Origin of the sequence: Streptomyces sp. S07_1.15 (genome assembly GCF_020739505.1) — a bacterium.
In the GTDB taxonomy this organism is placed as follows: domain Bacteria; phylum Actinomycetota; class Actinomycetes; order Streptomycetales; family Streptomycetaceae; genus Streptomyces; species Streptomyces xinghaiensis.
Genome location: NZ_JAJBZK010000001.1, coordinates 1,000,604 through 1,026,990, shown reverse-complemented (window position 1 = coordinate 1,026,990; position 26,387 = coordinate 1,000,604). Strand labels below are relative to the sequence as shown.

Here is a 26,387-nt window from a genome sequence, read left to right as displayed (position 1 = left end):
CCGCTGCCGGGGCCTGTCAATTAGGCGGCTCTGGCTGACTTTCGGTGGTGAACTGCCCCGGTTCGAGTGAAGACCACCACCACTCGATTTCGCGAAAGGATCGAGTCATGCCACGCCCTTCCTGTCGAACTCGGGGGCGGTTCACGCTTCACGCCACTGCCGGTAGGCTGCGACGGCAACGACCAGGTCCTCCCACGCCATCCCGGACGTTTTCACGACCGTTGGGCGGTCACCGGGGAGAGCTGTGGCTCCCGCGCCGAGCAGATCGGCCATGGGCACCAGGGAATTCGGGTCGAACCTGCCTTCCTGCACCGCGAGGATGACGTCCCCGGCCTCGCGGAGTGCGACGTTTCGGCTCTCGACGATGACCGTTGCACGGCCCATGAGCACACCGTCGAGCTCCCGCACGGACGGTTCATGGGAACCGACGGCCAGCACGACTGCTGAGTCGCGTACGAGACGTCCGTCCACGACCGGCTGGCAGGCCGAGGTCGCTGTGACGATGACGTCGGCGTTGCGAACACAACCGGCGACCGCCGCGTCATCCGAGGCAACGTGACGGTCTGCCCAGAGCGGGGTCGCACCGCCGCGGCGCGTCACGGCCGTGACGTCGGCGAGGGGCGCGTGCGCCTGGATCGTGCGCACGTGTCCCTCGCCCTGCGGGCCCGTCCCGAAGACCACGAGTCGCAGCCCGTCGGCGGAGGAGTCCGCAAGAACGCGCAGCCGGTCCAGACAGGCCCCGACCGAGACTGCGGGTGTGCGCAGGGTCGTCAGTGCGATTCCGTCGAGGATCGCGGCGGGAGTCAGCGTCTCACTGTCGTGCAGGAGGTACGTCGCGTTGATCCGCCGCTGGCCACGTGCGGCGTTGCCCGGAGCGACGGTGGCGACCTTCACCCCGAACCAGCCGCCGGCTTCCGACGGCATGAGCAGCCCTTGGCCGTTGGTCAGAGCGAGGACGCTGCGCGGCACGTCGTGGTCCGGATCGAGCCCTGCAGCCAGTGCGTCGCGGACCGCAGCCACGGCGGCGGTGTAACCGAGCGCGAAGACGTCCTCGGCATCGAGAACGGCGCTCATCGCAGCACGAATCCGGGAACGAGCATGTCGCGGGGATCGACGGTGAACCGGCACGTCCCGATCGCATGGGCCGTGCCCGTCACCGCCGTGACGACCGCCGGAAGTCCGTGTGCCGTGGTCCGTTCCGCGATCCGCGCGCGGAACACGGAGCCCACCACGGACTCGTGCCGCAGCTCGTCACCGGACTGCAGTTCCCCGGTGGCGGCGAGCAGCGCGACTCTGGCCGAGGTGCCCGAACCACACGGGGATCGGTCGACCTCACCATCGGCGAACACCGTGAGGTTGCGCTGGTGCAACTGCCGGCCGCCGTCGGCCCGCAGCCGCGGAGGGGAGGCCTCCTCGGTGAAGACCGTCCCGTAGACCCCGGACAACCGGGCATCGCTGGGGTGCTCGGCGGCGCCGGCAGCGTTGAGCGCATCGCGGATTTCGCGGCCCACCGCAATGAGCTTCGTCACCTCCTGCGGGCGCACTCGCAGGCCGACCGCCTCTGCCGGCAGCACGGCATACATCGCACCGCCGAACCCGATGTCGACGCTGACCGTCCCACGCGAGGTCGCGACCTCCACGCCGCCCGCGTGGACATGGCCGGCGACATTCGTGAACGTCACTTCCTCGACCACGCCCCCGCTGGTGCGGACGCTCGCCGTGACGCGCCCCGAGGGGACGTCGACCACGACGTCCGTCACTCCGTTGGCGGGGGCCGGAACCCGGCCGGAGGTGACTGCCCAGGCCCCAAGGGCGATCGTGCCGTGTCCGCATGCCGTGGAGAACCCGTCCTTGTGCCAGAAGAGGACACCGAGGTGGGCGTCGGCGTCGTCCGGTGGAACCAGGAAACCGCCGTACATGTCCGCGTGACCGCGGGGCTCGCTGCACAGCAGCGCCCGCATCCACTGCACCTCCTCGCTCTCCATCGCCACGATCCGGCGCTCTGCGACGGTCAGTCCGTAACCGGTCACTGCGGCGGGGCTGTTCGGCACGATGCGGAACGGTTCACCCCCGGTATGCCAGTCGATCGTCTCGATCGGGTCCCTCCTTCTCATCCGCTCACGCTCCAAGGTAGGCCTCGACGACCTGTGGGTCGGCGCGCAGCTCGGCAGCCGGCCCGGTCACCGTCACGCGGCCGGAGTCGATGACATAACCGCGGTGGGCGATCTTGAGGGCGGCCCGTGCATTCTGCTCGATGAGCAGAACCGACGTGCCTGCCCGGTTGATCGACACGATGGCGTCCATGACGTGAGCCACGACCAGCGGGGCCAGCCCCATCGACGGCTCGTCCAGCATGATCAGCCGGGGCCCGGCGACCATCGCCCGGCCGATCGCCAGCATCTGCTGCTCACCGCCGGAGAGGGTGCCACCCTGCTGGTTCCGGCGCTCGGCCATGCGCGGGAACAGTTCGTAGACCTGATCGATCCGTTTGTCGATCGACAAGCTGTCGCGCACGGTGTAGCCGCCGAGCTGAAGGTTCTCATGCACTGTCAGCCGTGAGAAGATCCGCCGGCCCTCGGGCACGTGCACGATTCCGCGCTCGACGACAGACCAGGGAGTTGCCGCCGTGATGTCTTCTCCGTACGCCGTGACGGTCCCGGCCCGGGACCGCACCACGCCGGATATCGTTGAGACCGTCGTGGACTTGCCGGCGCCGTTGTTCCCCAGCAGCGCGACGATCTCGTTCTCGCCGACGGTGAGGTCGAGTCCCCTGAGGGCTTCCACCTTGCCGTAGGCGACCTCAAGGCCCTTGATGTCAAGGATTGTCTTCACCACTCCACCTCCGCCGTGCCACCCGAACCCCCTTCGGCCGCGATACGCTCTGCCTCCGCGTGCGCCTCCTCGTCCTCCGCACCGAGGTATGCCTCGATGACCGCCGGGTTCCTCCTGATCGCCACCGGCGTGCCCTCGGCGATCTCCTTGCCGTAGCTCAGGACGACGATCCGTTCGGACACCTCCATGACCAGGCCCATGTCGTGCTCGATCAGGACCACCGCGATCCCGAGGCGGGCGATGCGCCGCATGAGATCGAGCAGTTGTGCCTTCTCCCCATGGTTGAGTCCGGCCGCCGGCTCGTCGAGCAGAAGCATCCGGGGCTCACGGGCCAGGGCTCGGGCGATCTCGACGCGCCGCTGCTCGCCGTACGGGAGGTTGCGGATCTGCGCGGTCCGGTCGTACTCCATCCCGACGAAGTCCAGCCACTTGTGCGCCTCGGCGGTGGCCGCGTCCTCGCCACGCCAGTAGCGCGGTGTGTGCAGCATCGCGTCGAGAAAATTCTGCTTGATACGGACGTGCATGCCGGCCCGCACGTTGTCCAGCACCGTCAGGTCGCCGAACAGCCGGAGGTTCTGGAACGTCCGCGCGATCCCGCTCGCGGCGATCACAGCCGGCCGCTTCCCCGTGATGTCGGTTCCGCCGAACGTCACCGAGCCCGCCGAAGGCCGGTAGAAGCCCGTGATGCAGTTGAAGGCACTCGTCTTGCCGGCACCGTTCGGACCGATGACCGAGAGCACCTCGCCTTCGTGGACGGAGAACCTCAGGCCGTCGACGGCACGTACTCCGCCGAACGAGACCGCCATGTCCTTCACGTCGAGGAGCACCCTGCTCACGACGCACCTCCCTGGGCTCGGCGCCCGTGCCGCCTCGGCTCGCCGCTACGGGCCGGCAGCAGTCCCTGCGGGCGGAAGATCATGAAGACGATCAGCAGCAGACCGAAGATGAGATAACGCCAGTTCTCCGCGCCGCGCAGCAGCTCGGGCAACAGCGAGATCGCGAGAGCCCCGATCACGACACCCGGCGTGGACCCCATACCACCGAGGACGACGGCCATCAGAATGAGCGCCGACCACAGGAAGTTGAAGCTCGGCGGAGAGATCGCTGTCTGATGTGCCGCAAACAGCACTCCCGCGATGCCGCCGAAGACCGCGCCGGCGATGTAGGCCGCGAACTTCACCTTGTAGGTGTGGATGCCCATGGCCTCGGCGGCGTCCTCGTCCTCGCGGACGAACCGCCACGCCCGGCCGATCCGGCCGCGCCCGAGCCGGCTCGAGAACAGCACCGCGACACAGACCACGACCGCGGTGACCCAGTAGAGGGCGATGTCGGCACGCAGGCCGAAATCGCCGAAGTCGGGGATGCCGTACAAGCCGTTCGGTCCGCCGGTGAAGTCGAGGTTGTTCGCCGTGATGCGGATGATCTCCCCGAAACCGAGGGTGACGATGGCCAGGTAGTCGCTGCGCAGTCGAAGCGTCGGACCGCCGATGAGGAGTCCGCTGATGATCGCGGCGAGCACGACCACGGGGATGGTCGCGATCACCGGCCAACCGAAGCCTGTCGCCAGGAGGCCCGAGGTGTACGCGCCGACTGCGAAGAACGCGGCGTACCCGAGGTCGAGCAGCCCGCAGTAGCCGACCACGATGTTCAGCCCGACCGCGAGCATCACGAAGATGAGCGCGTCCGTGGCGAGCTGGATGGTGTAGGTGCTGGAGTTGAGGTATGGCAGTGCCACCGCGGCAACGGCCACGCCGAGGCCGAGCCACTTGCTCGCCAGCACGCCCGACGCCGCCTGAGCGATGGCCGCACGGCTCGCCTTCGGCGTCCCGACTCCCTTGCCCGCGAGCGCGATGTTCGCAGGCCCGCGCTCCTCCACGGCGTTGACGTAGGCCGAGGCCTCCTCGCCGACGCGCAGGGTCGACTCGTCGTTCATCACACACGCTCCGTGACACGCTCGCCGAGCAGCCCTGTCGGGCGCACGGTCAGGAAGAGGATGAGGAAACCGAACGCGAAGACGTCACGCCACTCGCTGCCGAGGTACGCGACCCCGAACGACTCCAGCAACCCGAGTACGACCGCGCCGAGAACGGCTCCGCGCAGGTTCCCGATGCCGCCGATGACCGCCGCGGTGAATGCCTTGAGCCCGATGATGAAACCCATCAGGAAGTCGATCTTCCCGTAGTACGCACCGGCCATGACGCCCGCGGCGCCGGCCAGCGCCGACCCGAGAAAGAAGGTCCGCGAGATGACCCGGTCGACGTTGATCCCCATGAGTAGGCAGGCCTTGGGGTCCTGCGAGATTGCCCGCATCGCGCGGCCCGAACGGGTCTTCCGGACCAGGGTGTCGAGGGCGATCATGAGCACGACCGCGATCGCCATCATCGCCAGCTGCGCATAGGTCATGCGCGCGCCTGCGAGGTCCAGCGTGCCACCGTGGATGCCGATCTGGTACACCTCCGGGGTCGGGCCGAAGGCGACTGCGATGCCGTACTCGAGCGCGAAACTCGCGCCGACAGCGGTGATGAGGACGGACAGCCGGGGCGCGCTCCGCAGCGGGCGGTAGGCCGTCCGCTCCAGGACCATGCCGAAGGTACCGGTAGCGATCATCGCGACGATCATGATGGTGATGAGCGCGAAGAATCCACCGCCGAGCGCACCGGCACCGACGCTGAGCACGGTGAAGCCGGCGAACGCTCCGAGCATGTAGATGTCCCCGTGAGCGAAGTTGAGCAGTTTGATGATCCCGTAGACCATCGAGTAGCCGAGTGCGACCAGGGCGTAGAACGAGCCGACGAACAGGCCGCTGAGCACGAGTTGGGCGAAGTGGTCCATGCAAGATTCCCGGTGCGTGAAGGGAAGCAGCGACGCGCGGGTGGCCGGCCGGTGTTGGCTGGCCACCCGGCCGACGTCACTTATTCAGGACGAAGTTGTCGTCTCTGACGACGAGGATGTCGAAGCCGCCGGCGCTCAGCGTGTGCTGGGCCGTGAACTTCAGCGGGCCGGAGAAGATCTCGAGGCCGTCGATCTGCTCGAGCGCGCTGGTGACGGCCTGGCCGTCGGTGGAGCCTGCCTTCCTGACCGCCTCCGCGGCGACGCGCACCGCGTCGTATGCCTGCGTTGAGTAGGGACCGGGCTCGGAGCCGAACTTTTCCTTGTACTTGGCGACCCAGGCCTCGCCACCGGGAATGGTCTGCGGCGTCTGAGTCATCGTCGCGAATACGCCCTGCGCGTTTTTCTGTCCGGCGATCTGGATCAGTTTGGCGTCGACCGAACCGTCCGCAACCATGATTTCGCCCTTGTAACCCGCGGCCTTGAGCTGCTTGATAAGCAGGCCGCCCTCCTGGTAGTACCCCGTCCAGTAGATGAAGTCCGCCTTTGAGTCCAGCACCGCGTTGATGGCACCGGAGTAGTCCGACTCGCCCGCGGTGACCGACTGGTGGTTGACGACCTCAACGCCGGACTGCTTCAGACCCTCTTCGGTCCGCTTGGTGATGTCAGTGGAGTACGAGGTGTTGTCATCTACCAGGGCGACGCCCTTGCTGCCCGCCGCCTTGATGAACTTCGACGCGGCTTCCGCCTGCTGGATGCCCGTGCCGTTGAGCAGGAAGACGTTCTGCTGCTTCTGGGAGACCAGGTCGGCGGAGTTGGCGGCCGGGATGAGCATGGGGATGTGGGCCTTGCCGAAGATGCTCAGCGTCGGCAGAGTCGCCGAGGAACAGTAGCCACCGACCGAGATGTCGATGCCGGCACTGACGAGTTTGGCGGCGCCGGCGGCGGCCGTCTTCGGGTCGCATGCCTCGTCCTCGACGGTGAGCGAGAGCTTGCGGCCGTCGACCCCGCCCTTGGCGTTGATCTCGTCGACTGCGAGCTGGGCTCCATCCTTCATGTAGGGGCCGATGGCGGCCGAGCTGCCGGTCAGCGGCGTGAGCATGCCGAGCTTGATGGTGCCGGAACTGTCGCCTCCGGAATTGTCCTGGGTGAGACTGCCGCCACATGCAGTGATGGTGAGCCCGAGTGCCATGGCGGCCGCCGCCATGGTGCCGCGACGAATGAGGGTCATGCCTTACTCCATCTCGCGTGATCCGCCGGCGGGCGGACCGTCCGTTGGCCGAGGTTGCTCCCCGGCTGCGGCAATGCCACGCACGTGCATGCGATGTGCGGCATTGCACAGAGGCTGTCTTGGGGCCGTGGAAGGGAAGGCGCCGGCACTTGTGGTGGCGCGTGGATCTGCTGCGGAACGCCACGCCTCTGTAATGTGTGACATTGCACAGGTGGAGGCGGGTGTTTTGGGCTGAGAGTTCCGCTGGGGTGGGCGCGTAACTCCGCCTGGGTCGATGTCATGCACACATGCTGTGATGTGTGACATTGCACAAACGATAGCTGTCGACGCCCTGAGGTGCGAGCTTTGTCGACACTTGTGATAGACGCGTGACTTTTGGCCGTCTCGTATGCCGCGTGGGCGGCATACGAGTTCACTCAGAGTGTGAAACCGGCCGGGTAGGGGTCGGAAGGGTCGAGCATGTACTGCGCGGTTCCGGTGATCCACGCGCGTCCCGCAACGGATGGCAGGATGCCTGGCCGGCCCCCGACCGTCGTCTCGCCGAGAACCTGGCCGACGAACCGGGATCCGATGAACGACTCGTTGACGAACTCCTGGCCGACCAGCAACTGCCTTCGTGCGTGCAGCTGCGCCATCCGGGCGCTGGTACCCGTGCCACAGGGAGACCGGTCGAACCAACCTGGGTGAATCGCCATCGCGTGCCGCGAGTGCTCAGCAGTCGATCCGGGGGCTTCAAGATAGACGTGGTGGCACACGTTGATCTGGGGATTCTCCGGGTGGGCCACCGGGTTCTGGGTGTTGATCGCCTTCATGATGGACAGTCCGGCATCGAGCAGCCGCTGCTTCTCCGCCCGGTCGAAGGGAATGCCGAGATCCTCCAGCCGGACGATGGCGTAGAAGTTGCCGCCGTAGGCGATGTCGTACCGCACCGGCCCGTACCCCTCGACATCCACCACCTGATCGAGAGCGTGGCAGTACGATGCGACATTCTCCAGGGTCACCGACTCGGCGTGGCCGTCACGGACCCGCACCCGGGCTGTGACCAGCCCCGCTGGTGTGTCGAGACGGACCAGGGTCTCCGGCTCTGCGACCTCGACCATCCCCGTCTCGACGAGGACCGTCGCGACGCCGATGGTCCCGTGCCCGCACATGGGCAGGCATCCGGAGACCTCGATGTACAGCACGCCGAAGTCGGCGTCCGGCCGGGTCGGGGGCTGCAAGATGGCCCCGGACATCGACGCGTGCCCGCGCGGTTCGTACATGAGCAGGGTGCGCAGGTCCTCCCGTTCTGCTACGAACCGCTGCCGCCGCTCGAACATGGTCGCCCCGGGGATGACGCCGACGCCACCCGTGATCACACGGGTCGGCATCCCCTCAGTGTGTGAGTCGACAGCGTGGTAACAGACAGTCGAGCGCATCGTCAGTTGACTCCGGCGTCGATGAGGGCCTGGGTGGCGCCGCGCACGACGACCTCCGTCTCCGGGCTGAGTGCCTGCCGCGGCGGGCGGCACGCGCCACCGCGTCGGCCGATCATCTCCTGGCCGAGCTTGATGGCCTGGATGAACTCCGTCTTGCTGTCCCACCGCAGAACCGGGTGCAGCTGACGGTAGAGCGGCAGAGCCGTCTCGAGGTCACCGGTGACCGAGGCGTTGTACAGCGCGAGACAGGCCTGGGGAAAGACCTGAGGGTAACCGGCAACCCAGCCCTTGGCGCCGGCTATGCCGACCTCCAGGACCGTGTCGTCGGTGCCGATCATGAGGTCGAGGCCGGGTGCGAGCTCGGAGATCTCGTAGCACCGCCGGACATCACCGGAGAACTCCTTGACGCCGACGATGAAACCCTCGGCGTGCAACTTGGCCAGCAGCTCCGGGCGCAGGTCGACCTTGGTGTCGACGGGGTTGTTGTACGCGGTGACGGGAAGGCCGACCGAGGCCACCAGCTCGAAGTGTTCGAGGACTGCGCGGTCGTCGGCGCGGTAGGCGTTGGGCGGCAGGCACATGACGGCCTGGCAGCCTGCGTCCTTGGCGAACTGGGCATGCCGCTGGGCCTCGCCACCGCCATAGGCGCCGACGCCCGGCATCACGGTGAACCCCTCGGGGGCGTTCGCAACGGCCGCTTCGACGACGCGGTCGCGCTCCTCGTACGTCAGGGTCTGGTACTCGCCCAGCGAACCGCTCGGCGCGACACCGTGCAGCCCCTGCTCGGCGAGCCAGGAGACGCTCTCCCCGTAGGCGCCGAAGTCCACCGTGAGGTCGTCGTTGAACGGCAGGCTCGTCGCGACGATGACGCCGTGCCAGGGCTTGCGAGTCTCGCTCATGAATACTCCTTTATCGGTTTTCACTGTATTTTTCGAAGTCGCCGAGCGCACCGAGGGTGACGGGCGTCGCGACGAGTCGTTCCGCGGGCACGTAGGCCCGCTCCTGTGATGCGAGGCAGTGGACCGCCGGTCCGCACATCCGCCCCTGGCACCAGCCCATACCGGCCCGGGTCAGCTGCTTGACCTGCCGGTGATCACATGCCCCGCTGCCGGTGCAGGCGGCCCGGACCGCGCCCGCGGTCACCTCCTCGCACCGGCACACCACGGTCTCGTCGGTCAGCCACGAGGACCATGCCGGCGGGATCGGGTGAGCAAGGCTCATCGCCCGCGCGAAGGCACGTTGCCTGGCCACCGTGGCGCGCACCCTGGCCAGACGCTTCTTCCCCAGCACGGGAGCCGCTCCGGAATCGGCGAGAACCGACTCGGCGGCAAGGCGCCCCTCACCCACCGCAAGGGGGGCGCCGCCCACACCGCACGCCTCACCCGCGGCATAGCATCCGGGGACGGTGGTGCGCTGCCCGTCGTCGACCGCGACGACCGCGTTGCCGTCCTCGGAACCCGTGAGCTCACAGCCGAGGGGGATGAGCAGGTCGAGCTGAGGTGTGAAACCCCAGCCGACGCCGACGGCATCGACCTCGACCCGTCGTTCCGTGCCCGGGCGCGGACTACCGTCGTGCGCCAGTGAGGCAATCCGGACCGAGGTCACCCGGTCGCCCCCTTCGGCGCCGACAATCGCCGTGCGCGGTCGGACCCGGATGCCGTGGCGCGCAAGGGCCGCGGCGTACCGGGCACCCTCAACCCACTTGCCCGGGTTGCCCAGAAGCGGACCCGGGTGCCGCAGCCACGCCAGCGGGTGGGCCGCCTCGCACACCGCGACCACCTCGACTCCGCGTTTCGCGAGGCCTGCGGCCACCGGCAGCAGGAACGGGCCGGTGCCGCCCAGCGCCACGCGGCTCCCGGCCGCGACTCCGCCGCCCTTGAGCAGCGCCTGGAGGCCGCCGACGGTGAGTACACCCGGCAGGTCCCACCCGGGGAACGGCAGTTGCCGGTCGTAGGCCCCGGTGGCCACGAGCAACCTCGGTGCGCGCAGGACCACGGCGGTCTCCTCGGGCACCTCGCGCCGATCGACCGCGCGGACCGCGAATCCGTCGCCCTCGCGGACGGCGGACCACACGTGGTGCGCCAGGCGCAGTCCAAGCCGGCCCTTCGCCCGGCCTGCCGACAGCGCACGGGAGAGCGCATGGTAATCCCGCAGTTTGTGGTGGAGATCTTCTGTCCGGATCGCCGACCGCGCGTGCTCGGGCGGATGCCGCCAGAACTGACCTCCGACGGCGGTGCCCGAGTCGACGAGGATGACGCGCAGCCCGCCGGCCAGAGCCGTGACCGCCGCGGCCATACCGGCCGGACCCGCACCCACAACAATGAGATCCGCTGATTCACTCATCGTCACCCTCCCCGGTCGTGACGGTCATGCCCGGACGCGCCGGTACCAGACAGGCACGCTGCCCACCGGCTCCGTCAATCGTCACCAGGCAGTCGAAGCAGACGCCGATCCCGCAGAACACGCCGCGCGGGCGGTGCCCGATGCGGGTGGTGCGCCAGGCGACCCGGCCCGCGGCCACGAGGGCTGCGGCAACGGTCTGTCCCTCGATGAACGCCAGTGGCCTTCCATCGACGATGATCTCGCTCACTCTGACCCACCTCCGGAGGTGAAGAAGCGGTCGGGCAGAAGGCCGGCGTGCGCTGCCGGATCGGCGCCGTGCCAGGGACGGCCCAGCAGGTGGGCGGTCACGAGCGCACCCGTTGCGGGGGCGAGACCGATGCCCGCGCCCTCGTGACCGCATGCATGGACAACCCCCGGGACCCGCGGGTCGGGACCGATGACCGGCAGGTGATCCGGGCAGTACGGCCGGAACCCGCGGTAGGCGCGGATTACCTGGACCTCACTCAGGAAGGGGAACAACCGGCACGCCTGCGCGGCAAGTTTGGTGACCACGGCGGGGTTCATCGTCGTGTCGAAGCCGACGCGTTCCCGGCTGGCACCGATGAGGATCGTGCCGCCCCGCGTGCCCTCGACAACGCACGAGGTCTCCAGTCCGGCGTCGGACGAGGCGACGTTGGCGACGTAGTCGGCCGAGTAGACCTTGTGCCGGACCATCGGTGGCAGCGGTTCGGTCACGAGGACGAAGCCCCGGCGTGGCAGCACCTCGATGGGCGCACCCAGTCGGCGGCCGACCTCACCGCCCCACGTCCCAGCAGCGTTGACGACGGCGTCGGCGGGCAGGACGTCTCCGGCCGTCGTCCGGATGCCGGTGACCCTGATGTGCCGGTCGGTCACTGCGGCGGCGACCTCGCCCGTATGGAAGCGCGCGCCACGCGCCACGGCGGCGCGCAGCAGTGCGGCCGCTGCGAGAACAGGCTGCACTTGGGCATCCTGCGGGTAATGGACCCCGCCGGGGATCCCAGGTGAGAGGTGGGGTTCGAGGTCGTGTACGCGATCGACCGGCTCGATAAGGACGCCGGCCGCCGCCTGCCGCTCGGCGAATGCGCGGAGCGCCGGGAGACCTTCGTCCGTGCTCGCGACGACCAGGCCGCCCTTGGACTCGAACTCGAGGGAGTCCGCCCCGAGTTCCTCGCCGGCCTCGTCCCAGAGCGCACGGCTCAGGTGGGCCAGCTCGAGTTCGGGCCCCGGTTCCTTGTCGGAGAGGAGGATGTTGCCCTCTCCGCGACTTGTCGTCCCGGCACCGACGGGGCCGCGGTCGATGATCGTGACATCGAGGCCCGCCAAGCTGGCGTGGAAGGCGCAGGCGGCGCCGACGACACCCGCGCCCACGACGAGGACCTTCAGGGTCATCGGCTCTCCCTCTGTGCAATGTCACATGTTATTGCCTAGGCTATACGTCAGAGCGAGCTGAGACAACGACCACACCGATATGACTTTTGTCCTGCACGGGCGAGGGATGGAGAACTGTGAACCTGACGGGAAGCTCAATCGTGGCCGGCCGGGACGTTCCCGGGACGGGAGAAACGTGGCGGAGCATTGTGGCCGCCACGGCTGAGCCGCAGGGACCCCGGTTGCGGGACGCCTCGCCGGACCAGGTTGGGCAGGCAGCCCAGGCGGCCTCCTCGGCCGCGCGCGACTACCGTGCCCTGCCCGCGCCTCGGCGAGCTGCCTTCCTCGACGCCTGCGCGGAGGAGATCGAGGCACTCGGCGACGCCCTCCTGCGGCTCGCGGCCAGCGAGTCCGGGCTGCCGCTGGACCGCCTGACCGGCGAACGCGGACGCACCTGCGGCCAGTTGCGCATGTTCGCCGACCTCGTCCGAAGCGGGGATGCGCTGGGAGTCCGTGTCGACCCCGCGCTCCCCGAGCGTCAGCCACTTCCTCGAGCGGACCTGCGCCTGCGCAGGATCCCTCTCGGTCCCGTCGCCGTGTTCGGCGCGAGCAATTTCCCGTTGGCCTTCTCCGTCGCCGGCGGTGACACGGCCTCCGCGCTCGCCGCCGGCTGCCCGGTCATTGCCAAGGCGCACCCGGCTCATCCGGGCACATGCGAACTCGTCGCCCGTGCCATCACCGCTGCCGGCGAGCGCACCGGCATGCCCGCCGGTGTCTTCTCGTTGCTGGTCGGCCGCGGTACCCAGGTCGGCCAGGCGCTGGTGCGCGATCCGCGGATTACGGCCGTCGGATTCACCGGTTCCCGGAGCGGAGGGCTCGCGCTGGTCGAGGCCGCGAACGCCCGACCCGTGCCCATCCCGGTCCATGCCGAGATGTCGGCGGTCAACCCTGTGATCGTCCTTGACGGCGCCCTGTCCGATCCCGCACCGCTTGCCACCGCGTACGTGTCGTCACTGACCAACGGGTCAGGCCAGTTCTGCACGAACCCCGGTCTCCTGCTGCTGCCGTCGGGCACAGCAGGTGACGCCTTCTGCACGGCCGTGGCCCAGGCCGTGGCCGGCACGACCGGACAGGTCATGATCACCCCCGGGATCGCAGAGGCGTACACCAAGGGGACTCGGCGGTGGGCGGCCGTCGACGGTGTCTCCGTGGTGGCACAGGGTGTGCCCGGTGAGAGCCCGTACGCGCCGAGCTCCGCGGTCCTGGAATGCGACGCGGCGACGTACGCGAGCCACGAGGACCTCTCGGGTGAGGTCTTCGGTGCCGCCGGGCTCGTCGTGCGGTGGTCCGGGGCCGATGAGCTCCTTGCTCTGCTGGAACAGATCGAGGGGCAGTTGACGGCCACCCTGCACGGGACCGACGCCGACCTGGCGACGGCCGAGCGGGTCCTGCCGGTGCTGGAAGAGCGAGCCGGGCGCATCCTGTGGGGCGGTTGGCCGACGGGGGTCGAGGTCTGCCACGCCATGGTGCACGGTGGTCCGTGGCCCGCGACGTCCTCGCCCGGTACGACCAGTGTCGGGACCCTGGCGATCGAACGCTGGCTCCGGCCCGTCTGCTACCAGTCGTTCCCCGATGCACTCCTGCCCGAGGAACTGCGTGCCGGCAACCCGCTGGGCGTCACCCGCCTCATCGACGGCGTGCTGGAGCCGCGGTCCAGGTAACGGCACACCGAACTCCTGCCGCGGCGCCGGACACATACAGGGATGCGAGCCTTTGAAGAGGTTGCCCGCGCCACGGGCCAGGGCCTCGCAGTCACGGGCCGCTTGTTGTCCAGGGCGGCCGGTAGGGCGGTTCCGAGCGGCCGTGGCTTCCGGGGTGCGCGGCAACTCGTGCAGCGGCGGCTTGTCGGCCGCACGTCGACGCGGCACCCGGCCCGGGTCAGGCATGCCCGGCTTGTGATGGAGCCTTGCCGGTGACCTGCACGGCAGCGCCCACCCCTGCCGACCTGCTCTCGCCAAGCCGGGTGAAGCTCAGGCGCGGTAGGGCGCCCACCACAGCGGCCCGAGCGGTCAGGGATGCCGGTCGGTGTGCGTGATTCCTCGTGGAAGACCGCCGCATGTCCCGTTGCGGCACCGTGAGTTGGGGGCGTTTTCCTCAGTACGAGGTCTTCAAGAAACATGTGACGTGTGCCATTGTACTGTCGCATGGCACGCGCGTGTTCATGCCAAACCTCTCGGGGCGACCGCCCCGGAACCGCGCAGGACAACTCTCACTCAGGCCACGCCCCCGGCGTGGCCTCACCCACCGCTGGAGGCGGCACGTGAGAACGAAACAGGTGCGACAGGACGTAGCCAGGATTCTCGTCCTGGTGGTGACACTGTGCTTGGGGGTCGGGCTGCTCTCCGCGCCCGGCCGGGCGGCAACAGCAACGGCGACCACATCCGAGAAGGCGCCAAAGGACCCGCCGCCGCAGGCCTCTTCGGCCACGCAGGACCGTGAGGAGGCCGAACACGTCCGGAAGTCGCCGCTGAAGCTGGCGGACCGCGCGCCCCTGCCCGCAACGAAGGATGCGCTCAAGAGGGACTACGACGATCCGGCCTCGCCGGCTCCGCGGGTCAGCCCGTCGATGAAGGCGGCGCAGGAGAAGGAGGGGAAGCTCTCACCCTCCGCCGTGACCGCGTGCAGCACCAGTGACTTCACCAGCCGTTCCGGCGCCGCGCTCGTCCAGCAGATCAAGGCATCGACCACGGACTGCATCAATACGCTGTTCAATCTGACCGGCAGCGACGCCTACTACGCCTTCCGCGAGTCGCAGATGGCCAGCGTCGCCTATGCGGTCAGGGACGGCTCATCCGCGTACCCGGGCAACAGCAGCACCGGGATGCCGCAGCTGGTGCTGTACCTGCGGGCGGGCTACTACGTACACTGGTACAACGCCTCAACCGTGGGCACCTACGGGCCCAATCTTCAGACAGCGATACGGTCGGGCCTTGACGCCTTCTTCGCCAGCACTCACTCCAGGGACGTCACCGACGCCAACGGGGAAACCCTCGCCGAGGCCGTCACGCTGATCGACAGCGCCGAGGAGAACGCTCGCTACCTGTATGTGGTCAAGCGGCTGCTGAACGACTACAACAGCTCCTACAACGCCTCCTGGTGGATGCTGAACGCCGTCAACAACGTGTATACGGTGCTCTTCCGGGGCCACCAGGTGCCCGCGTTCGTCACCGCGGTGAAGGCCGACCCGAGCGTGATCGACACGGTGTACACCTTCGGGTCCTCGCATACCGGTCTGCTGGGCACCGACCAGGGCTACCTCACCTCCAACGCGGGACGCGAACTCGGACGCTTCCTGCAGCACACGGAACTCCACTCCAAGGTCCGCCCGTACGCCACGAGCCTGCTCAACCAGAGCTCCATCACTGGCAGGACGGCGCCGCTGTGGGTCGGCGTCGCGGAGATGACGGACTACTACGACAAGGCCAACTGCTCCTCCTACGGCACCTGCAACCTGCAGCAGCGCCTGGCCGCAGAAGTCCTCCCCATCAACCACGCCTGCAGCTCGAGCCTGCGCATCAAGGCGCAGGAGATGACGGCGGGCCAGCTCAGTAGCACCTGCAGCAGCCTGGCCGGCCAGGACGCCTTCTTCCACAACATCGCCAAGGACAGCGGTCCGGTCGCCGGAGACCGCAACACCACTCTCGAAGTGGTGGCGTTCGACTCCAGCACCGACTACCAGACCTACGCCGGGGCGATGTACGGCATCGACACCAACAACGGAGGCATGTACCTGGAGGGCAACCCCTCCGCCGCGGGCAACCAGCCGAGGTTCATCGCCTACGAAGCCGAATGGCTGAGGCCGACATTCGAGATCTGGAACCTCAACCACGAGTACACGCATTACCTCGATGGCCGCTTCAACATGCACGGCGACTTCTCCTCGAACGTCTCGACGCCCACCATCTGGTGGATCGAGGGCTTCGCCGAGTACGTGTCCTACTCCTACCGCAACGTGCGGTACGACGCTGCCATCAACGAGGCGGGCCGCCGCACCTACGCGCTACGCACCCTGTTCGACACCACCTACAGCCACGACACGACACGCGTATACCGATGGGGCTACCTCGCCGTCCGGTACATGCTCCAGTCCCACCGCGCGGAGATGGACACCGTCCTCGGCTACTACCGCACCGGTAACTGGAATGCTGCACGCACCTACCTGACCAGCAGCATCGGCTCCCGCTACGACGCGGACTGGTACAACTGGTTGTCTGCGTGTGCGGCCGGCGACTGTGGTGGCAGCACGAACCCGCCGGGGAACCAGGCCCCGACAGCCGCCTTCAGCGTCGCCGTCAGCGGCATGACGGCCTCCTTCACCGACAAGTCCACCGACTCGGACGGCACCATCGCCTCGCGGTCGTGGAACTTCGGTGACGGCACCACATCGACCGCCACCAACCCGTCGAAGACCTACACGTCGGCCGGCACCTACACGGTCAAGCTCACGGTCACCGACGACAAGGGCGCTCCGAACACTGCCACGCAGAGTATTGCCGTCGGCGGGGGCAGCACCGTCCCCGAGTGCACCGGCAGCGACACCCGCCAGCTCGACCGGAACTGCAAGCGCAGCAACCTGTCGGCGACTGCGGGCAACTACGCCTATCTGTACATCTACGTCCCGGCGGGCACCCAGCAGCTCAAGATCACATCTTCGGGGGGCACGGGCAACGGCGACCTCTACTACAGCAACAGCACCTGGGCCACGACCACCAGTTACAGCAGCAAGTCCACCGGCCCCGGCAACAGCGAGACGCTGACCGTTACCAACCCCCCGGCGGGCTACAACTACATCAGTGTCGCCGCCGTTGACGACTTCGGAGGGGTGACGGTCAAGTCCGAGTACTGAGCCTCGCACGGAGAGCGCGGGAGAAGACGACAACTCCTGCCCGGTGAACCGGGCGGGCAGCGGCCCTCGGCGCGCCGCTGCCCGCCCGGCACCGCTTTGACCCGGTGGATCCTTGGCCGACGATGAAACATGTGACATATTACTGAAGGTCCTCGCGGAGCAGATGGTGGACGTTGCATGGCGGGCATCGCTGGGCGCGATTGCGCGCAGGAGGCAGCGCATGCCGGGCCGAACTGCTCAGGCACGCGGGCATGAGCCGGCGCGGGGCCGTCTGTGCGGTCCCACCATGAGCTGCCCGGCTGCGGGAGGTAGCGAAGTGCCCGATGGACCGAAGCCGGCCTGCCCTGTCGTATCCCGACCCGCTCGGTGATCCGACCAACCGGTAACTCCGAGCCGCCCACCTGACCTCACAGGCCCAGCAACCGCCTTTTCGGAGAGGTGCCGAGGACTGTTGCCCCATACCTGGAGTGAGTTATGACCATCTCTCAGCGACGCCGCACCCGCCCCTGGCGCGGCGTCATGGTCGCTACGGCGACCCCGCTGCGTGCCGACCTCTCGGTCGACTTCGAGGCGTACGCCGATCATGTGCGGCAACTGATCGACTCCGGCTGCGACGGTGTCGTCCCGAACGGCTCGCTGGGGGAGTACCAGACTCTCAGCGACGAGGAACGCGCACGTCTCGTGACCACCGCGGTGGAAGCCGCAGGCGACGGTGCCCGCGTCATGGCGGGCGTCGCCGCGTACGGCAGCACCGAGGCGCGCCGCTGGACAGAACAGGCCGCCGAGGCGGGTGCCGGATCGGTCCTGCTGCTTCCTCCCAACGCCTACCGGGCCGACGAGGTAGCCGTGCGCGCACACTACGCGGAGGTGGCCAGGGCAGGTCTCCCCGTCGTGGCCTACAACAACCCCTACGACACCCGCACCGATCTCTCTCCGCGGCTGCTGGCGACTCTCCACGGTGAAGAGAGCATCGTTGCGGTGAAGGAGTTCACCGGAGACGTCCGCCGGGCTTACGAGATCGCTGAGCTGGCGCCGGGACTGGACCTGCTGATCGGCGCGGACGATGTACTGGTCGAACTCTCCCTCGCCGGAGCGGTCGGCTGGATCGCGGGCTTTCCGAACGCCCTGCCCGAGGCATGCGTGACCCTCTACCACGCTGCCGCGGCCGGGAACCTGGACATGGCCATGCCGCTTTACCGGGCCATGCACCCCCTGCTCCGCTGGGATTCCAAGCCTGAGTTCGTCCAGGCCATCAAGCTGTCGATGGACGTCGCCGGCCTGCACGGCGGCCTGTGCCGCCCTCCGCGTTCCCCGTTGTCATCCGAGGACCGGGCCACCGTGCGCGCCGTCACGGAGAAGCTCCTCGCCGAGGGCCTGAGCTGACAAAAGGAGTAGCTCCGTGCGCAGCCACCGCATCATCCACGTCGTCGACTCCCACACCGAGGGCATGCCCACCCGCGTCGTCACCGGAGGAGTCGGAACGATCCCCGGATCCACCATGGCCGAGCGCCGCACCCACTTCCTGCAGCACCTTGACCACCTGCGGACCCTGCTGATGTATGAGCCGCGGGGGCATGCCGCGATGAGCGGGGCGATCCTGCAACCCCCCACCCGGCAGGACGCCGACTGGGGTGTGCTCTTCATCGAAGTGTCCGGCTGCCTGCCGATGTGCGGCCACGGCACCATAGGTGTCGCCACGGTACTGGTGGAGACGGGTATGGTGCCGGTGACCGAGCCGGTGACCGAAGTGCGACTCGACACCCCGGCAGGCCTGGTCGTTGCCGAGGTGCGGGTCGAGGACGGCGCCGCGCGGGCAGTGACTCTGCGCAACGTGCCCTCATACAGTGCCGGTCTGAACCGGACGGCCGACGTCCCCGGGTACGGCCCCATCACCTATGACCTCGCCTACGGCGGCAACTTCTACGCGATCCTGCCGCTGGAGCAGCTCGGGCTCCCCTTCGACCGGACCCGCAAGGACGACATCCTCCGGGCCGGGCTGGCCGTGATGAAGACCATCAACGCCGTGGACCAGCCCGTTCACCCGGAAGACTCCGCCATCAAGGGATGCCACCACGTGCAACTGCTGGCACCCAACGCGGACTCGGTCCGCTCGCGGCATGCCATGGTCATTCACCCGGGCTGGTTCGACCGCTCACCCTGCGGCACCGGGACTTCGGCGCGCATGGCCCAGATGCACGCACGCGGCGAACTGCCGCTCCACCGCGACTTCATCAACGAATCATTTCTCGGTACGTCCTTCACCGGTCGGCTCCTCGAAGAGACGGAAATCGCGGGTCTGCCCGCCGTCGTACCGACCATCACCGGGCGCGCCTGGGTCACCGGCACCGCCCAGTTCTTCCTCGACCCGACAGACCCCTTCCCGGAAGGCTTCCTGCTGTGACCCCCCAGGCGACCCCGGCGGATCCCGCAGTTTTCACCTCACGCAACCCCGCCGACCCGTCCGACATCGTCATAGAGTTCCCCGGCTGTGGAGAGGAAGCCGTGATACAGGCGGCGCAGCGCGCCCGACAAGCCCAGGCGGAGTGGCTCGGCGCCGGGGTGGCCGCCCGCTCGGAGGCGCTGTGCAAGGCTGCTGACGCGATCGAGCGTGCCGCAGACGAGATGACTGGTCTGGTGATCCGGGAAGTCGGGAAGCCGCTGGCCGAAGCCCGCGCCGAACTCGCTCACACTGTGTCGATCTGGCGGTACTACTCCCGAGTGCTCTATGAGCCCTCGGGCGCTCTGCACGAGCCTTCGGCCGGCCCGGGGATGCTGCTGACCCGGCGGCGCCCCCTCGGCACGGCAGGGCTGATTACGCCATGGAACTTCCCCTTGGCCATTCCCAGTTCGAAGGCAGCTCCGGCACTCGCGGCCGGCAACGCCGTCATTCTCAAACCGGCCCCGGAAGCCACCGCATGTGCGCTCCACCTGGCCGAAGCCCTGAAAGATGTGCTCCCTGACGGCCTGCTGCAGGTCGTTCCGGGCGGTCCGCGCGTTGGCGAGGCCCTGGTTCACCTGGCCGACGTGGTGTCGTTCACCGGGTCCACCGCCGTCGGCAAAGCCGTGGTACGCACGGCCACCGCATGTGGTACTCCGGTGCAGGCGGAGATGGGCGGGCAGAATGCGGCGATAGTTCTGCCAGACGCGGACATCCCCCAGGCCGCTGCGCACATAGCGGCAGCCATCGCCGGGTACGCCGGGCAGAAATACACGGCGACCAGCCAGGTGATCGCCGTCGGATCAGCGCGTGAGCCACTGCGTGACGCCCTGGCCGAACGGCTTGGCGCCATGCCGGCAGCCGACCCCGGCTCTGCTTCCACGATCTGCGGTCCGGTCATCTCCCTTGCCGCCCGCCACCGGGTCGCGGAAATGCGGATGAGCGCTCTTGCTGCGGGCGCGTGTCTGCTCGCGGGAGGCGCCGACGGGCATACCGCCCCCCGAAGCGGGTGGTATGTCAACCCCACGCTTCTCGAAACGGTACCGGACGGCCATGAGCTGCTCGAGGACGTTGTCTTCGGCCCCATCGCCGTGCTGCAGGAGGCGAACGGTCTCGACCAGGCGGTGCACTTGGCCAACGCGGGACGGCAAGGTCTGGTCACCTCACTCCACACCACCGACCTGGAGTCTGCTCTGTACGGTAGCGACCACTTGGAGACCAGCATGGTCGGTGTGAACGCACCGACGACCGGTGTCGACTACTTTCCCCTTTCCCTCGGGGGAACAGAGGGGTCCGGCCACGGTCCCCACGAAGAGGGTCGGGCTGACCTGGACTTCTACACCAGCCGGCAGACCATCTCCCTGCTGCCCGGTGGATCCTAGCGATGATGGCCGATCCGAGGCGGGGGCCGTCCGAATATGCAGCGGCCCCGCCTCGGAGGCTCACCAGTTGGGCCGAGAGGACGGTCTCCCCCGCCGGCCCCGGCTCAGGTCACCGGCGTGGCCCAGTCTTGGAGCGGGCCGATCGGACGGTGACACCACCGAGGCCGGGCACGCCCTGCCACCGCGGGCGCGGCCGAACTGCGGTATCTCATCTCCATCCGTTGCTGCCGAGGTTGTTCAGTTGGGTTGAGCAGACCTCGTAGCTGCCTTTCGCGTGGTCGGTAGTTGTCCGGCCGTCGATGGTGATGGAGCAGCGGATGTCTCCTCCGCTGTGCGCGAGTTGGACGCTGACCTGGTAATACACGGCATCCGGGTCGAGTTTGACTCTCTTGGTCATCGGCAGGTCGGTACTGCCGAGGTTCTTGGAGTCGGAACCGTAGGTGGTGGTCACCCCGGATGCCGCGCTGCCCCACACCTTGAAGACAACCTGCGGAAGCTGTGACGGTTCCCGGCCGCTGGAAGGCGCGTCTGCGGCGGACCGGTCCGTGGAAGCGTCGAGTGCCTTGTCCGCCTGCTCGCTGATGAGTTTCTTCCACTGTTCGTCCGTGAGGTCGGTACAGGACTGAGGTCTGCTGTCACCGTCATCGTCGCCGTTCAGATTGCGTATGAGCATGTCAAACACGTCGTCGGTGCAGGCCGCGGTGGCGGTTGTGCGGCTCGAGGGCTCCTCGGCCTTGGTGGCCGGGGCACAGCTGCCGGCGAAGAAGGCGGCCAGAGCAGCGACCGCGACGGTGCGAGTGTGGTGCATGGTCTTCCCCCTGGGGCTTGGTAGACGAACGGGGTCACGCCCGGTGGGCGGATATCTGATCTTGAAAGAGTCCTGGCACGGTGGCGCCCGTCTCCGGCGGCGGGTTGGCGGACGGAGAGGACGGCGGCCGTGTGCAGCCATAGGCCTTCGGTTTCGCGTTGACCGCGGGCCCTGCGGGAGTGCCCGTCTCCGAAATCCGGCCAGCTGCGGCTGAAGAGGTCGTGGCGGAGACCGCGCTCTGCCGACGGCTTCCGGGCTCGCCGCTGCCGCCGTCGCGTCCGGTGCAGGGCCGACGGGCGGGCCGGCTGTTGCCGGACGGTACCCACGGCACCTCACCCGGGTCGCGAACACAGCCCGGGCCGGAGCCGTTCCGCGGAGCCCGCCCGGCCTCTTCGGCTCTGGACAACACGCGGTAAGATCAGGGAAACGTGACATTGTACTCCGTGTCCGCTCGCCAAGCTGTGAAGGGGACTGCTATGGCTCACCTGAAGCCGGGCAAGATCATTTCGGTTCAGGAGCACCTGCGCGACCAGGTGGCCCATGCCCTGCGTGCTGCTCTGATCGCAGGGGAACTGCGCCCGGGTGTCGTCTACTCCGCTCCAACTCTCGCGGCAGAGTTCGGTGTCTCGGCCACCCCCGTTCGCGAAGCCATGCTCGACCTGGCTCGTGAGGGCCTGGTGGAAGCGATCCGCAACAAGGGATTCCGCGTCACTGAGATGACCGAGCGGGACCTGGACAACTACACCGAGATCCGCAGGCTCATCGAGATCCCAACCATCGGAGTGATCACCACCACGGCCGAACCCGAACAGCTCGAAGCGCTACGCCCGGCAGCGGAAGAGATTGTGGCTGCCGCCCGTGAGCACGACCTCATCGGCTACCTTGAGGCAGATCGCCGATTCCACCTCGACCTGCTCGCCCTGACCGGGAACAACCACTTGGTGGAGGTGGTCGGAGACCTGCGCAAGCGCTCCAGGCTTTACGGTTTGACGGAACTCGATCAGGCCGGGGTGCTGGTCGACTCGGCACAAGAGCACATTCGGCTACTGGATCTCATGCTCAGCGGCGACGCCGAAGGTGCTCAGGAGCTCATGCGTCATCACCTCAGTCACGTGCGCACCTTGTGGGCCGCGGGGAAGCAGGACGCCGACAAGCCCAGCGCGCTGCGGCTGCCCAACCGCTAGGAGGTCTGTCGGCACATCTGTACGGGAGCCGCCAGGACGCCGGGTGAGAAGCCGGCGCCGCGAGAAGTGGTTTTCACGCGGCGCCGTTTGTGGCTTCCCGGGCGGGCACGGCTGTCAGGCGTATGAGGTATGCCTGTTGCCGGAGTCGGCCGCACTGGTGTGTGTCATTCGTTGAGCAACGAGCCCATCCATTCCTCCACCGCCTCCACGCTGCGGGGGAGTGCCCCGGACATCAGGTGCGCACCGTCAGCGGTGATCACGAGGTCGTCCTCGATGCGGACACCGATGCCGCGCAGTTCCAGAGGCAATGTCTCGTCATCGGGTTGCAGATACAGCCCGGGCTCCACGGTGAGTACCTGCCCCTCCTCCAAGACTCCGTCGAGGTACACCTCCGCCCGGGCTTTCGCGCAGTCGTGCACATCGAGACCGAGCATGTGCCCGCTGCTGCACAGGGTGTAGCGGCGGTACAGACCGTTGTCGCGGGCGAGCGCTTCTTCCGCGGGGACCCGCAGCACGCCCCATTCATACAGCCCTTCGGCGATCACGCGCATGGCCGCCATGTGGAAGTCGCGGAACCGGGCGCCCGGCCGCAGCGCCGCGATCCCGGCGTCCTGCGCGGCGAGCACCAACTCGTACACCTCACGCTGCACGCTCGAGAAGCGCCCCGACAGCGGCAGGGTCCGCGTGATGTCGGCCGTATAGAGGGTGTCGGTTTCCACCCCGGCGTCGAGCAGCAGCAACTGGTCGCGAGCCAGGGGACCGTCGTTGCGGATCCAGTGCAGGACGCAGGCGTGTGCTCCGGCCGCAGCGATTGTGTCGTACCCGGTACCGTTCCCCTCGGCCCGGGCGCGGAGGTTGAAGACACCCTCGATCCACCGTTCACCGCGGGGATGCCGCAGAGCCCGGGGGAGAGCGCGGACCACATCTTCGAAGCCGGTGGCGGTGTGGTCAACGGCGAGTTGCAGTTGGGAGACTTCCCAAAGGTCCTTGATCAGCCGCAGCTCGGCCAGGCAGGCCGCCAGCTCGGCGTCCCGGTCGTGCTCGGTGCTTCCCGGGAGGCTGCGTCCGCACAGTGAGTCGAGCGAGCTGTCGACCCCCCACACCATGCGGGTCGGGGGCTGGGCGCCGGCCAGCAGTGCCGTCAGGTCGTCCAAGTGCCGGCAGGTGAGGCCCGTCATCGTTGCCGCCTCCTCGAGGTCGGGTCGGCGGCCGACCCAGAACTCGCCGTACCGGCGGTCGCGGTAGAACTCATCTCCCACGCGTGGCGAGCGGGGACGCAGGTAGAGCACGGCCTCGTGGCCCTCGGCTCCGGCGGGTTCGAGGACCAGGACGTGTCCCACCTGGTCTTCGCCGGTGAGACCAGTCAGCCAGGCGTAGGCACTGTGCGGACGGAAGCGGTAATCGCAGTCGTTGGAACGGACCTTGAGCACACCTGCGGGTATCAGCAGCCGCTCCCCGGGAAAGCGCGCGGACAGGCTTGTGCGTCGTCTGCTGGTGACGTTGTGGCCGGGAACGCGGATGTCCGGTGCCAGAGGCGAGGGTGCCCAGGCGGTGCTCATGAAGGCCTCGAGGGCGGGGGAGACCGCCATGTCGTGGCTGCCTGTGTTCAGGCGGGCAACAGGCACGGTCATAGATCGCTCCTTGGTTGGGAGGGTGGCCCGTAGCAGGCGAGAGGGCCCCGGAGGTCGGCATCGCCGCTCTTCACGGGCGGGGAGAGCGGTGCCGGACACGGGTGCGTAACGAGCTCTCCACGCCTCTTGCCAGTGTAATTTTACATTACTATGTTACCCGCCAGGCCTCGAGAGCAGACATCGAGGATCCGGCCTGTACGTGCCGGGCACATTCGGGACCCATCTGGTCCATCCACAACGGAGTGGCATATGACCAAACGCATGCACGTTGCCCTGGCGGCGTCGCTCGCGACCTCCCTGGTTCTCGGCCTGGGAGCCTGTTCCACCGGCAACGACTCCGGCGGAGAAACCAGTGATGACGGACGGGGGCCCGGGGCAACCGGTGTCATCGGCGGGACCCCGAAGAAGGGCGGCACGCTGACGGTCCTGTCCAACCAGGACTTCTCCCACCTGGACCCGGCCCGCAACTGGGTGATGCCCAATATGGACTTCGGCGTCCGCCTGCTTTACCGGACCCTGACCACTTTCAAGGCGGCGCCGGGCGCAGAGGGCAGCGAGATCGTCCCAGACCTGGCCACGGATCTGGGCAGACCCTCCGAAGGCGGAAAGGTGTGGACCTTCACTCTGAAGAAAGGGCTGAAGTACGAAGACGGAAGCCCTGTCAAGGCCCAGGACATCAAATACAACGTTGAGCGGTCCTTTTCTCCCGACCTGACCGGGGGCCCGGATTACGCCCAGCAATACCTCGCCGACACGGAGGGGTACCAGGGACCGCTCAAAGGCAAGCACCTGAAGTCGATCGAGGTGCCGGACGACCACACTCTCGTCTTCCACCTCAAGCGCCCTGTCGCGGAGTTCTCCTACACCGTGACCCTGCCGACCTTCTCCCCTGTACCGGAGTCCAGGGAGAAGGGCGTGCAGTACGACCTGCGCCCGTTCTCCTCCGGGCCCTACAAGATCGCCCGCTACGACAGGGGCAAGCAGATGGTGCTGGTCCGCAACAAGCACTGGGATCCCGACACCGACTCCGTCCGCAAGGCGTACCCGGACAAGATCGTGGTGAAGATGGGCTTCAAGGGCGGCCAGATCGACGACCGGATCATCGCCAGCCAGGGCGCGGACGCCTCAGCCGTCGAGTGGGCGGACATGCAGCCGGCGAGCGTGTCCAAGGTGCTGAGCAACAAGGAGACCAAGAAGCGGCTCACCGCGGAGCTGACCGGGTGCACGGACATGCTGCACCTCAACACCTCACGCGCTCCCTTCGACGATCCCAAGGTGCGCGAGGCCATGCAGTACGCGGTCGACAAGGACGGGCAGATGACCGCCAACGGCGGCCCGGCCCTCAACGAGGTCGCCACCGCCTACCTGCCGCCGTCGCTGACCGGTGGCAACAAGTCCGACGTGCTCCGGGTCGAGCCCGGGGGAGACCCGGCCAAGGCGAAGAAGCTGCTCGCCGAGGCCGGCAAACCGAAGGGCTTCAAAACCACCCTCACCGTCTCCACCGGGGACAAGTCCAGGGCTGAAGCGCTGCAGGAGAGTCTGAGCCGGTCCGGGATCGAGGTCAAGATCCAGGCCGTGGACCCGTCGGTCTACTACGACACCATCGGTGACACCAAGAACGCGCCTGACATGGCCATCAGCGGCTGGTGCCCCGATTACCCCTCCGGCTCCACGTTCCTGCCGTTCATCTTCGACGGACGGACCATCAAGGAAAAGGGCAACCAGGGCAACTACGCCCAGTTCCGCGACGAAGAGGTCATGAAGCGGATGGACGAGATCGCCGACATGAGCGACCCCACCAAGGCGAACAAGGCGTGGATAGAACTGGACGCCCAGATCATGGCCAAGTCACCGTCCGTTCCGCTGCTCTGGGAGCGCAAGCCCCTACTGGCCGGCAGCAACATCGCCGGCGCTTTCGGGCACCCCATGTGGACCGGTCAGTTCGACTACGCGGTGATCGGCCTCAAGAACCCTGACAAGAGCCAGGGCTGAGGAGC

Annotated in this window: 21 protein-coding genes; 7 read left to right on the top strand and 14 right to left on the bottom strand. The window is 67.9% G+C overall.

Annotated features, from left to right (window positions below):
• Positions 1 to 141 precede the first annotated feature (141 nt).
• From LIX60_RS04455 to LIX60_RS04400, 12 genes are all read right to left on the bottom strand, one after another.
• Entirely contained in the window at positions 142 to 1,074 is a 933-nt protein-coding gene (locus tag LIX60_RS04455; RefSeq protein ID WP_227957291.1) for an ornithine cyclodeaminase family protein, read from the bottom strand.
• Positions 1,071 to 2,114 carry a proline racemase family protein gene (locus LIX60_RS04450; RefSeq protein WP_227957290.1) on the bottom strand — a complete coding sequence of 348 codons (1,044 nt, stop codon included), beginning with the start codon at positions 2,112 to 2,114 and terminating at the stop codon, positions 1,071 to 1,073. The genes LIX60_RS04455 and LIX60_RS04450 overlap by 4 nt, the downstream gene beginning before the upstream one ends.
• Before the next feature lie 4 nt (positions 2,115 to 2,118).
• Positions 2,119 to 2,832, bottom strand: a complete 714-nt coding sequence (locus LIX60_RS04445; protein ID WP_039823084.1) for an ABC transporter ATP-binding protein — start codon at positions 2,830 to 2,832, stop codon at positions 2,119 to 2,121.
• The gene (locus LIX60_RS04440; protein WP_227957289.1) at positions 2,829 to 3,668 is read right to left on the bottom strand and encodes an ABC transporter ATP-binding protein; all 840 of its coding nucleotides are present in this window, start codon (positions 3,666 to 3,668) and stop codon (positions 2,829 to 2,831) included. The genes LIX60_RS04445 and LIX60_RS04440 overlap by 4 nt, the downstream gene beginning before the upstream one ends.
• Positions 3,665 to 4,765, bottom strand: coding sequence for a branched-chain amino acid ABC transporter permease (locus tag LIX60_RS04435; protein WP_227957288.1), 1,101 nt, complete (start codon positions 4,763 to 4,765; stop codon positions 3,665 to 3,667). The genes LIX60_RS04440 and LIX60_RS04435 overlap by 4 nt, the downstream gene beginning before the upstream one ends.
• Positions 4,765 to 5,664, bottom strand: a complete 900-nt coding sequence (locus tag LIX60_RS04430; RefSeq protein ID WP_019710714.1) for a branched-chain amino acid ABC transporter permease — start codon at positions 5,662 to 5,664, stop codon at positions 4,765 to 4,767. Before LIX60_RS04430 ends, LIX60_RS04435 begins: the two co-directional genes overlap by 1 nt.
• Positions 5,665 to 5,740: 76 nt before the next feature.
• Positions 5,741 to 6,892: a branched-chain amino acid ABC transporter substrate-binding protein gene (locus LIX60_RS04425; RefSeq protein WP_019710713.1), complete on the bottom strand. Its 1,152-nt coding sequence runs from the start codon at positions 6,890 to 6,892 to the stop codon at positions 5,741 to 5,743.
• A gap of 416 nt (positions 6,893 to 7,308) precedes the next feature.
• A complete protein-coding gene (locus LIX60_RS04420; RefSeq protein WP_227957287.1) occupies positions 7,309 to 8,310 on the bottom strand; it encodes a proline racemase family protein in 1,002 nt (333 codons plus the stop codon).
• 2 nt (positions 8,311 to 8,312) lie between these two features.
• Positions 8,313 to 9,209, bottom strand: coding sequence for a dihydrodipicolinate synthase family protein (locus tag LIX60_RS04415; RefSeq protein WP_227957286.1), 897 nt, complete (start codon positions 9,207 to 9,209; stop codon positions 8,313 to 8,315).
• Between the two features lie 10 nt (positions 9,210 to 9,219).
• Positions 9,220 to 10,653, bottom strand: a complete 1,434-nt coding sequence (locus LIX60_RS04410; protein ID WP_227957285.1) for an NAD(P)/FAD-dependent oxidoreductase — start codon at positions 10,651 to 10,653, stop codon at positions 9,220 to 9,222.
• Entirely contained in the window at positions 10,646 to 10,900 is a 255-nt protein-coding gene (locus LIX60_RS04405) for a (2Fe-2S)-binding protein (protein ID WP_019710709.1), read from the bottom strand. Before LIX60_RS04405 ends, LIX60_RS04410 begins: the two co-directional genes overlap by 8 nt.
• A complete protein-coding gene (locus LIX60_RS04400; protein ID WP_227957284.1) occupies positions 10,897 to 12,063 on the bottom strand; it encodes an FAD-binding oxidoreductase in 1,167 nt (388 codons plus the stop codon). Before LIX60_RS04400 ends, LIX60_RS04405 begins: the two co-directional genes overlap by 4 nt.
• 116 nt (positions 12,064 to 12,179) lie before the next feature.
• Between LIX60_RS04400 and LIX60_RS04395 the strand changes: the two genes are divergently transcribed.
• The 5 genes from LIX60_RS04395 (at position 12,180) to LIX60_RS04375 (ending at position 20,767) form a co-directional block, all read left to right on the top strand.
• Entirely contained in the window at positions 12,180 to 13,763 is a 1,584-nt protein-coding gene (locus LIX60_RS04395) for an aldehyde dehydrogenase (NADP(+)) (RefSeq protein WP_308101089.1), read from the top strand.
• Positions 13,764 to 14,362: 599 nt separating this feature from the next.
• Complete coding sequence (locus LIX60_RS04390) at positions 14,363 to 16,948, top strand: collagenase (protein ID WP_227957282.1); 2,586 nt, start codon at positions 14,363 to 14,365, stop codon at positions 16,946 to 16,948.
• Between the two features lie 474 nt (positions 16,949 to 17,422).
• On the top strand, positions 17,423 to 18,331 hold the full coding sequence (locus tag LIX60_RS04385) for a dihydrodipicolinate synthase family protein (RefSeq protein WP_227957281.1): 909 nt from the start codon (positions 17,423 to 17,425) through the stop codon (positions 18,329 to 18,331).
• 16 nt (positions 18,332 to 18,347) lie between these two features.
• The gene (locus LIX60_RS04380) at positions 18,348 to 19,349 is read left to right on the top strand and encodes a proline racemase family protein (RefSeq protein ID WP_227957280.1); all 1,002 of its coding nucleotides are present in this window, start codon (positions 18,348 to 18,350) and stop codon (positions 19,347 to 19,349) included.
• Complete coding sequence (locus LIX60_RS04375; RefSeq protein ID WP_227957279.1) at positions 19,346 to 20,767, top strand: aldehyde dehydrogenase family protein; 1,422 nt, start codon at positions 19,346 to 19,348, stop codon at positions 20,765 to 20,767. The genes LIX60_RS04380 and LIX60_RS04375 overlap by 4 nt, the downstream gene beginning before the upstream one ends.
• Before the next feature lie 208 nt (positions 20,768 to 20,975).
• Here LIX60_RS04375 and LIX60_RS04370 read toward each other — a convergent pair whose 3' ends face one another.
• Positions 20,976 to 21,575 carry a hypothetical protein gene (locus LIX60_RS04370; protein ID WP_227957278.1) on the bottom strand — a complete coding sequence of 200 codons (600 nt, stop codon included), beginning with the start codon at positions 21,573 to 21,575 and terminating at the stop codon, positions 20,976 to 20,978.
• A 476-nt stretch (positions 21,576 to 22,051) separates the two neighbouring features.
• On the opposite strand from LIX60_RS04370, the gene LIX60_RS04365 reads away from it, so the two are divergent.
• Positions 22,052 to 22,759: a GntR family transcriptional regulator gene (locus LIX60_RS04365; RefSeq protein WP_019710699.1), complete on the top strand. Its 708-nt coding sequence runs from the start codon at positions 22,052 to 22,054 to the stop codon at positions 22,757 to 22,759.
• A gap of 164 nt (positions 22,760 to 22,923) precedes the next feature.
• On the opposite strand, the gene LIX60_RS04360 is transcribed toward LIX60_RS04365, so the two are convergent.
• On the bottom strand, positions 22,924 to 24,390 hold the full coding sequence (locus LIX60_RS04360; protein WP_227957277.1) for an aminopeptidase P family protein: 1,467 nt from the start codon (positions 24,388 to 24,390) through the stop codon (positions 22,924 to 22,926).
• Positions 24,391 to 24,639: 249 nt separating this feature from the next.
• Here LIX60_RS04360 and LIX60_RS04355 point away from each other — a divergent pair, with 249 nt between their 5' ends.
• A complete protein-coding gene (locus tag LIX60_RS04355; RefSeq protein ID WP_019710697.1) occupies positions 24,640 to 26,382 on the top strand; it encodes an ABC transporter substrate-binding protein in 1,743 nt (580 codons plus the stop codon).
• Positions 26,383 to 26,387: the final 5 nt, after the last annotated feature.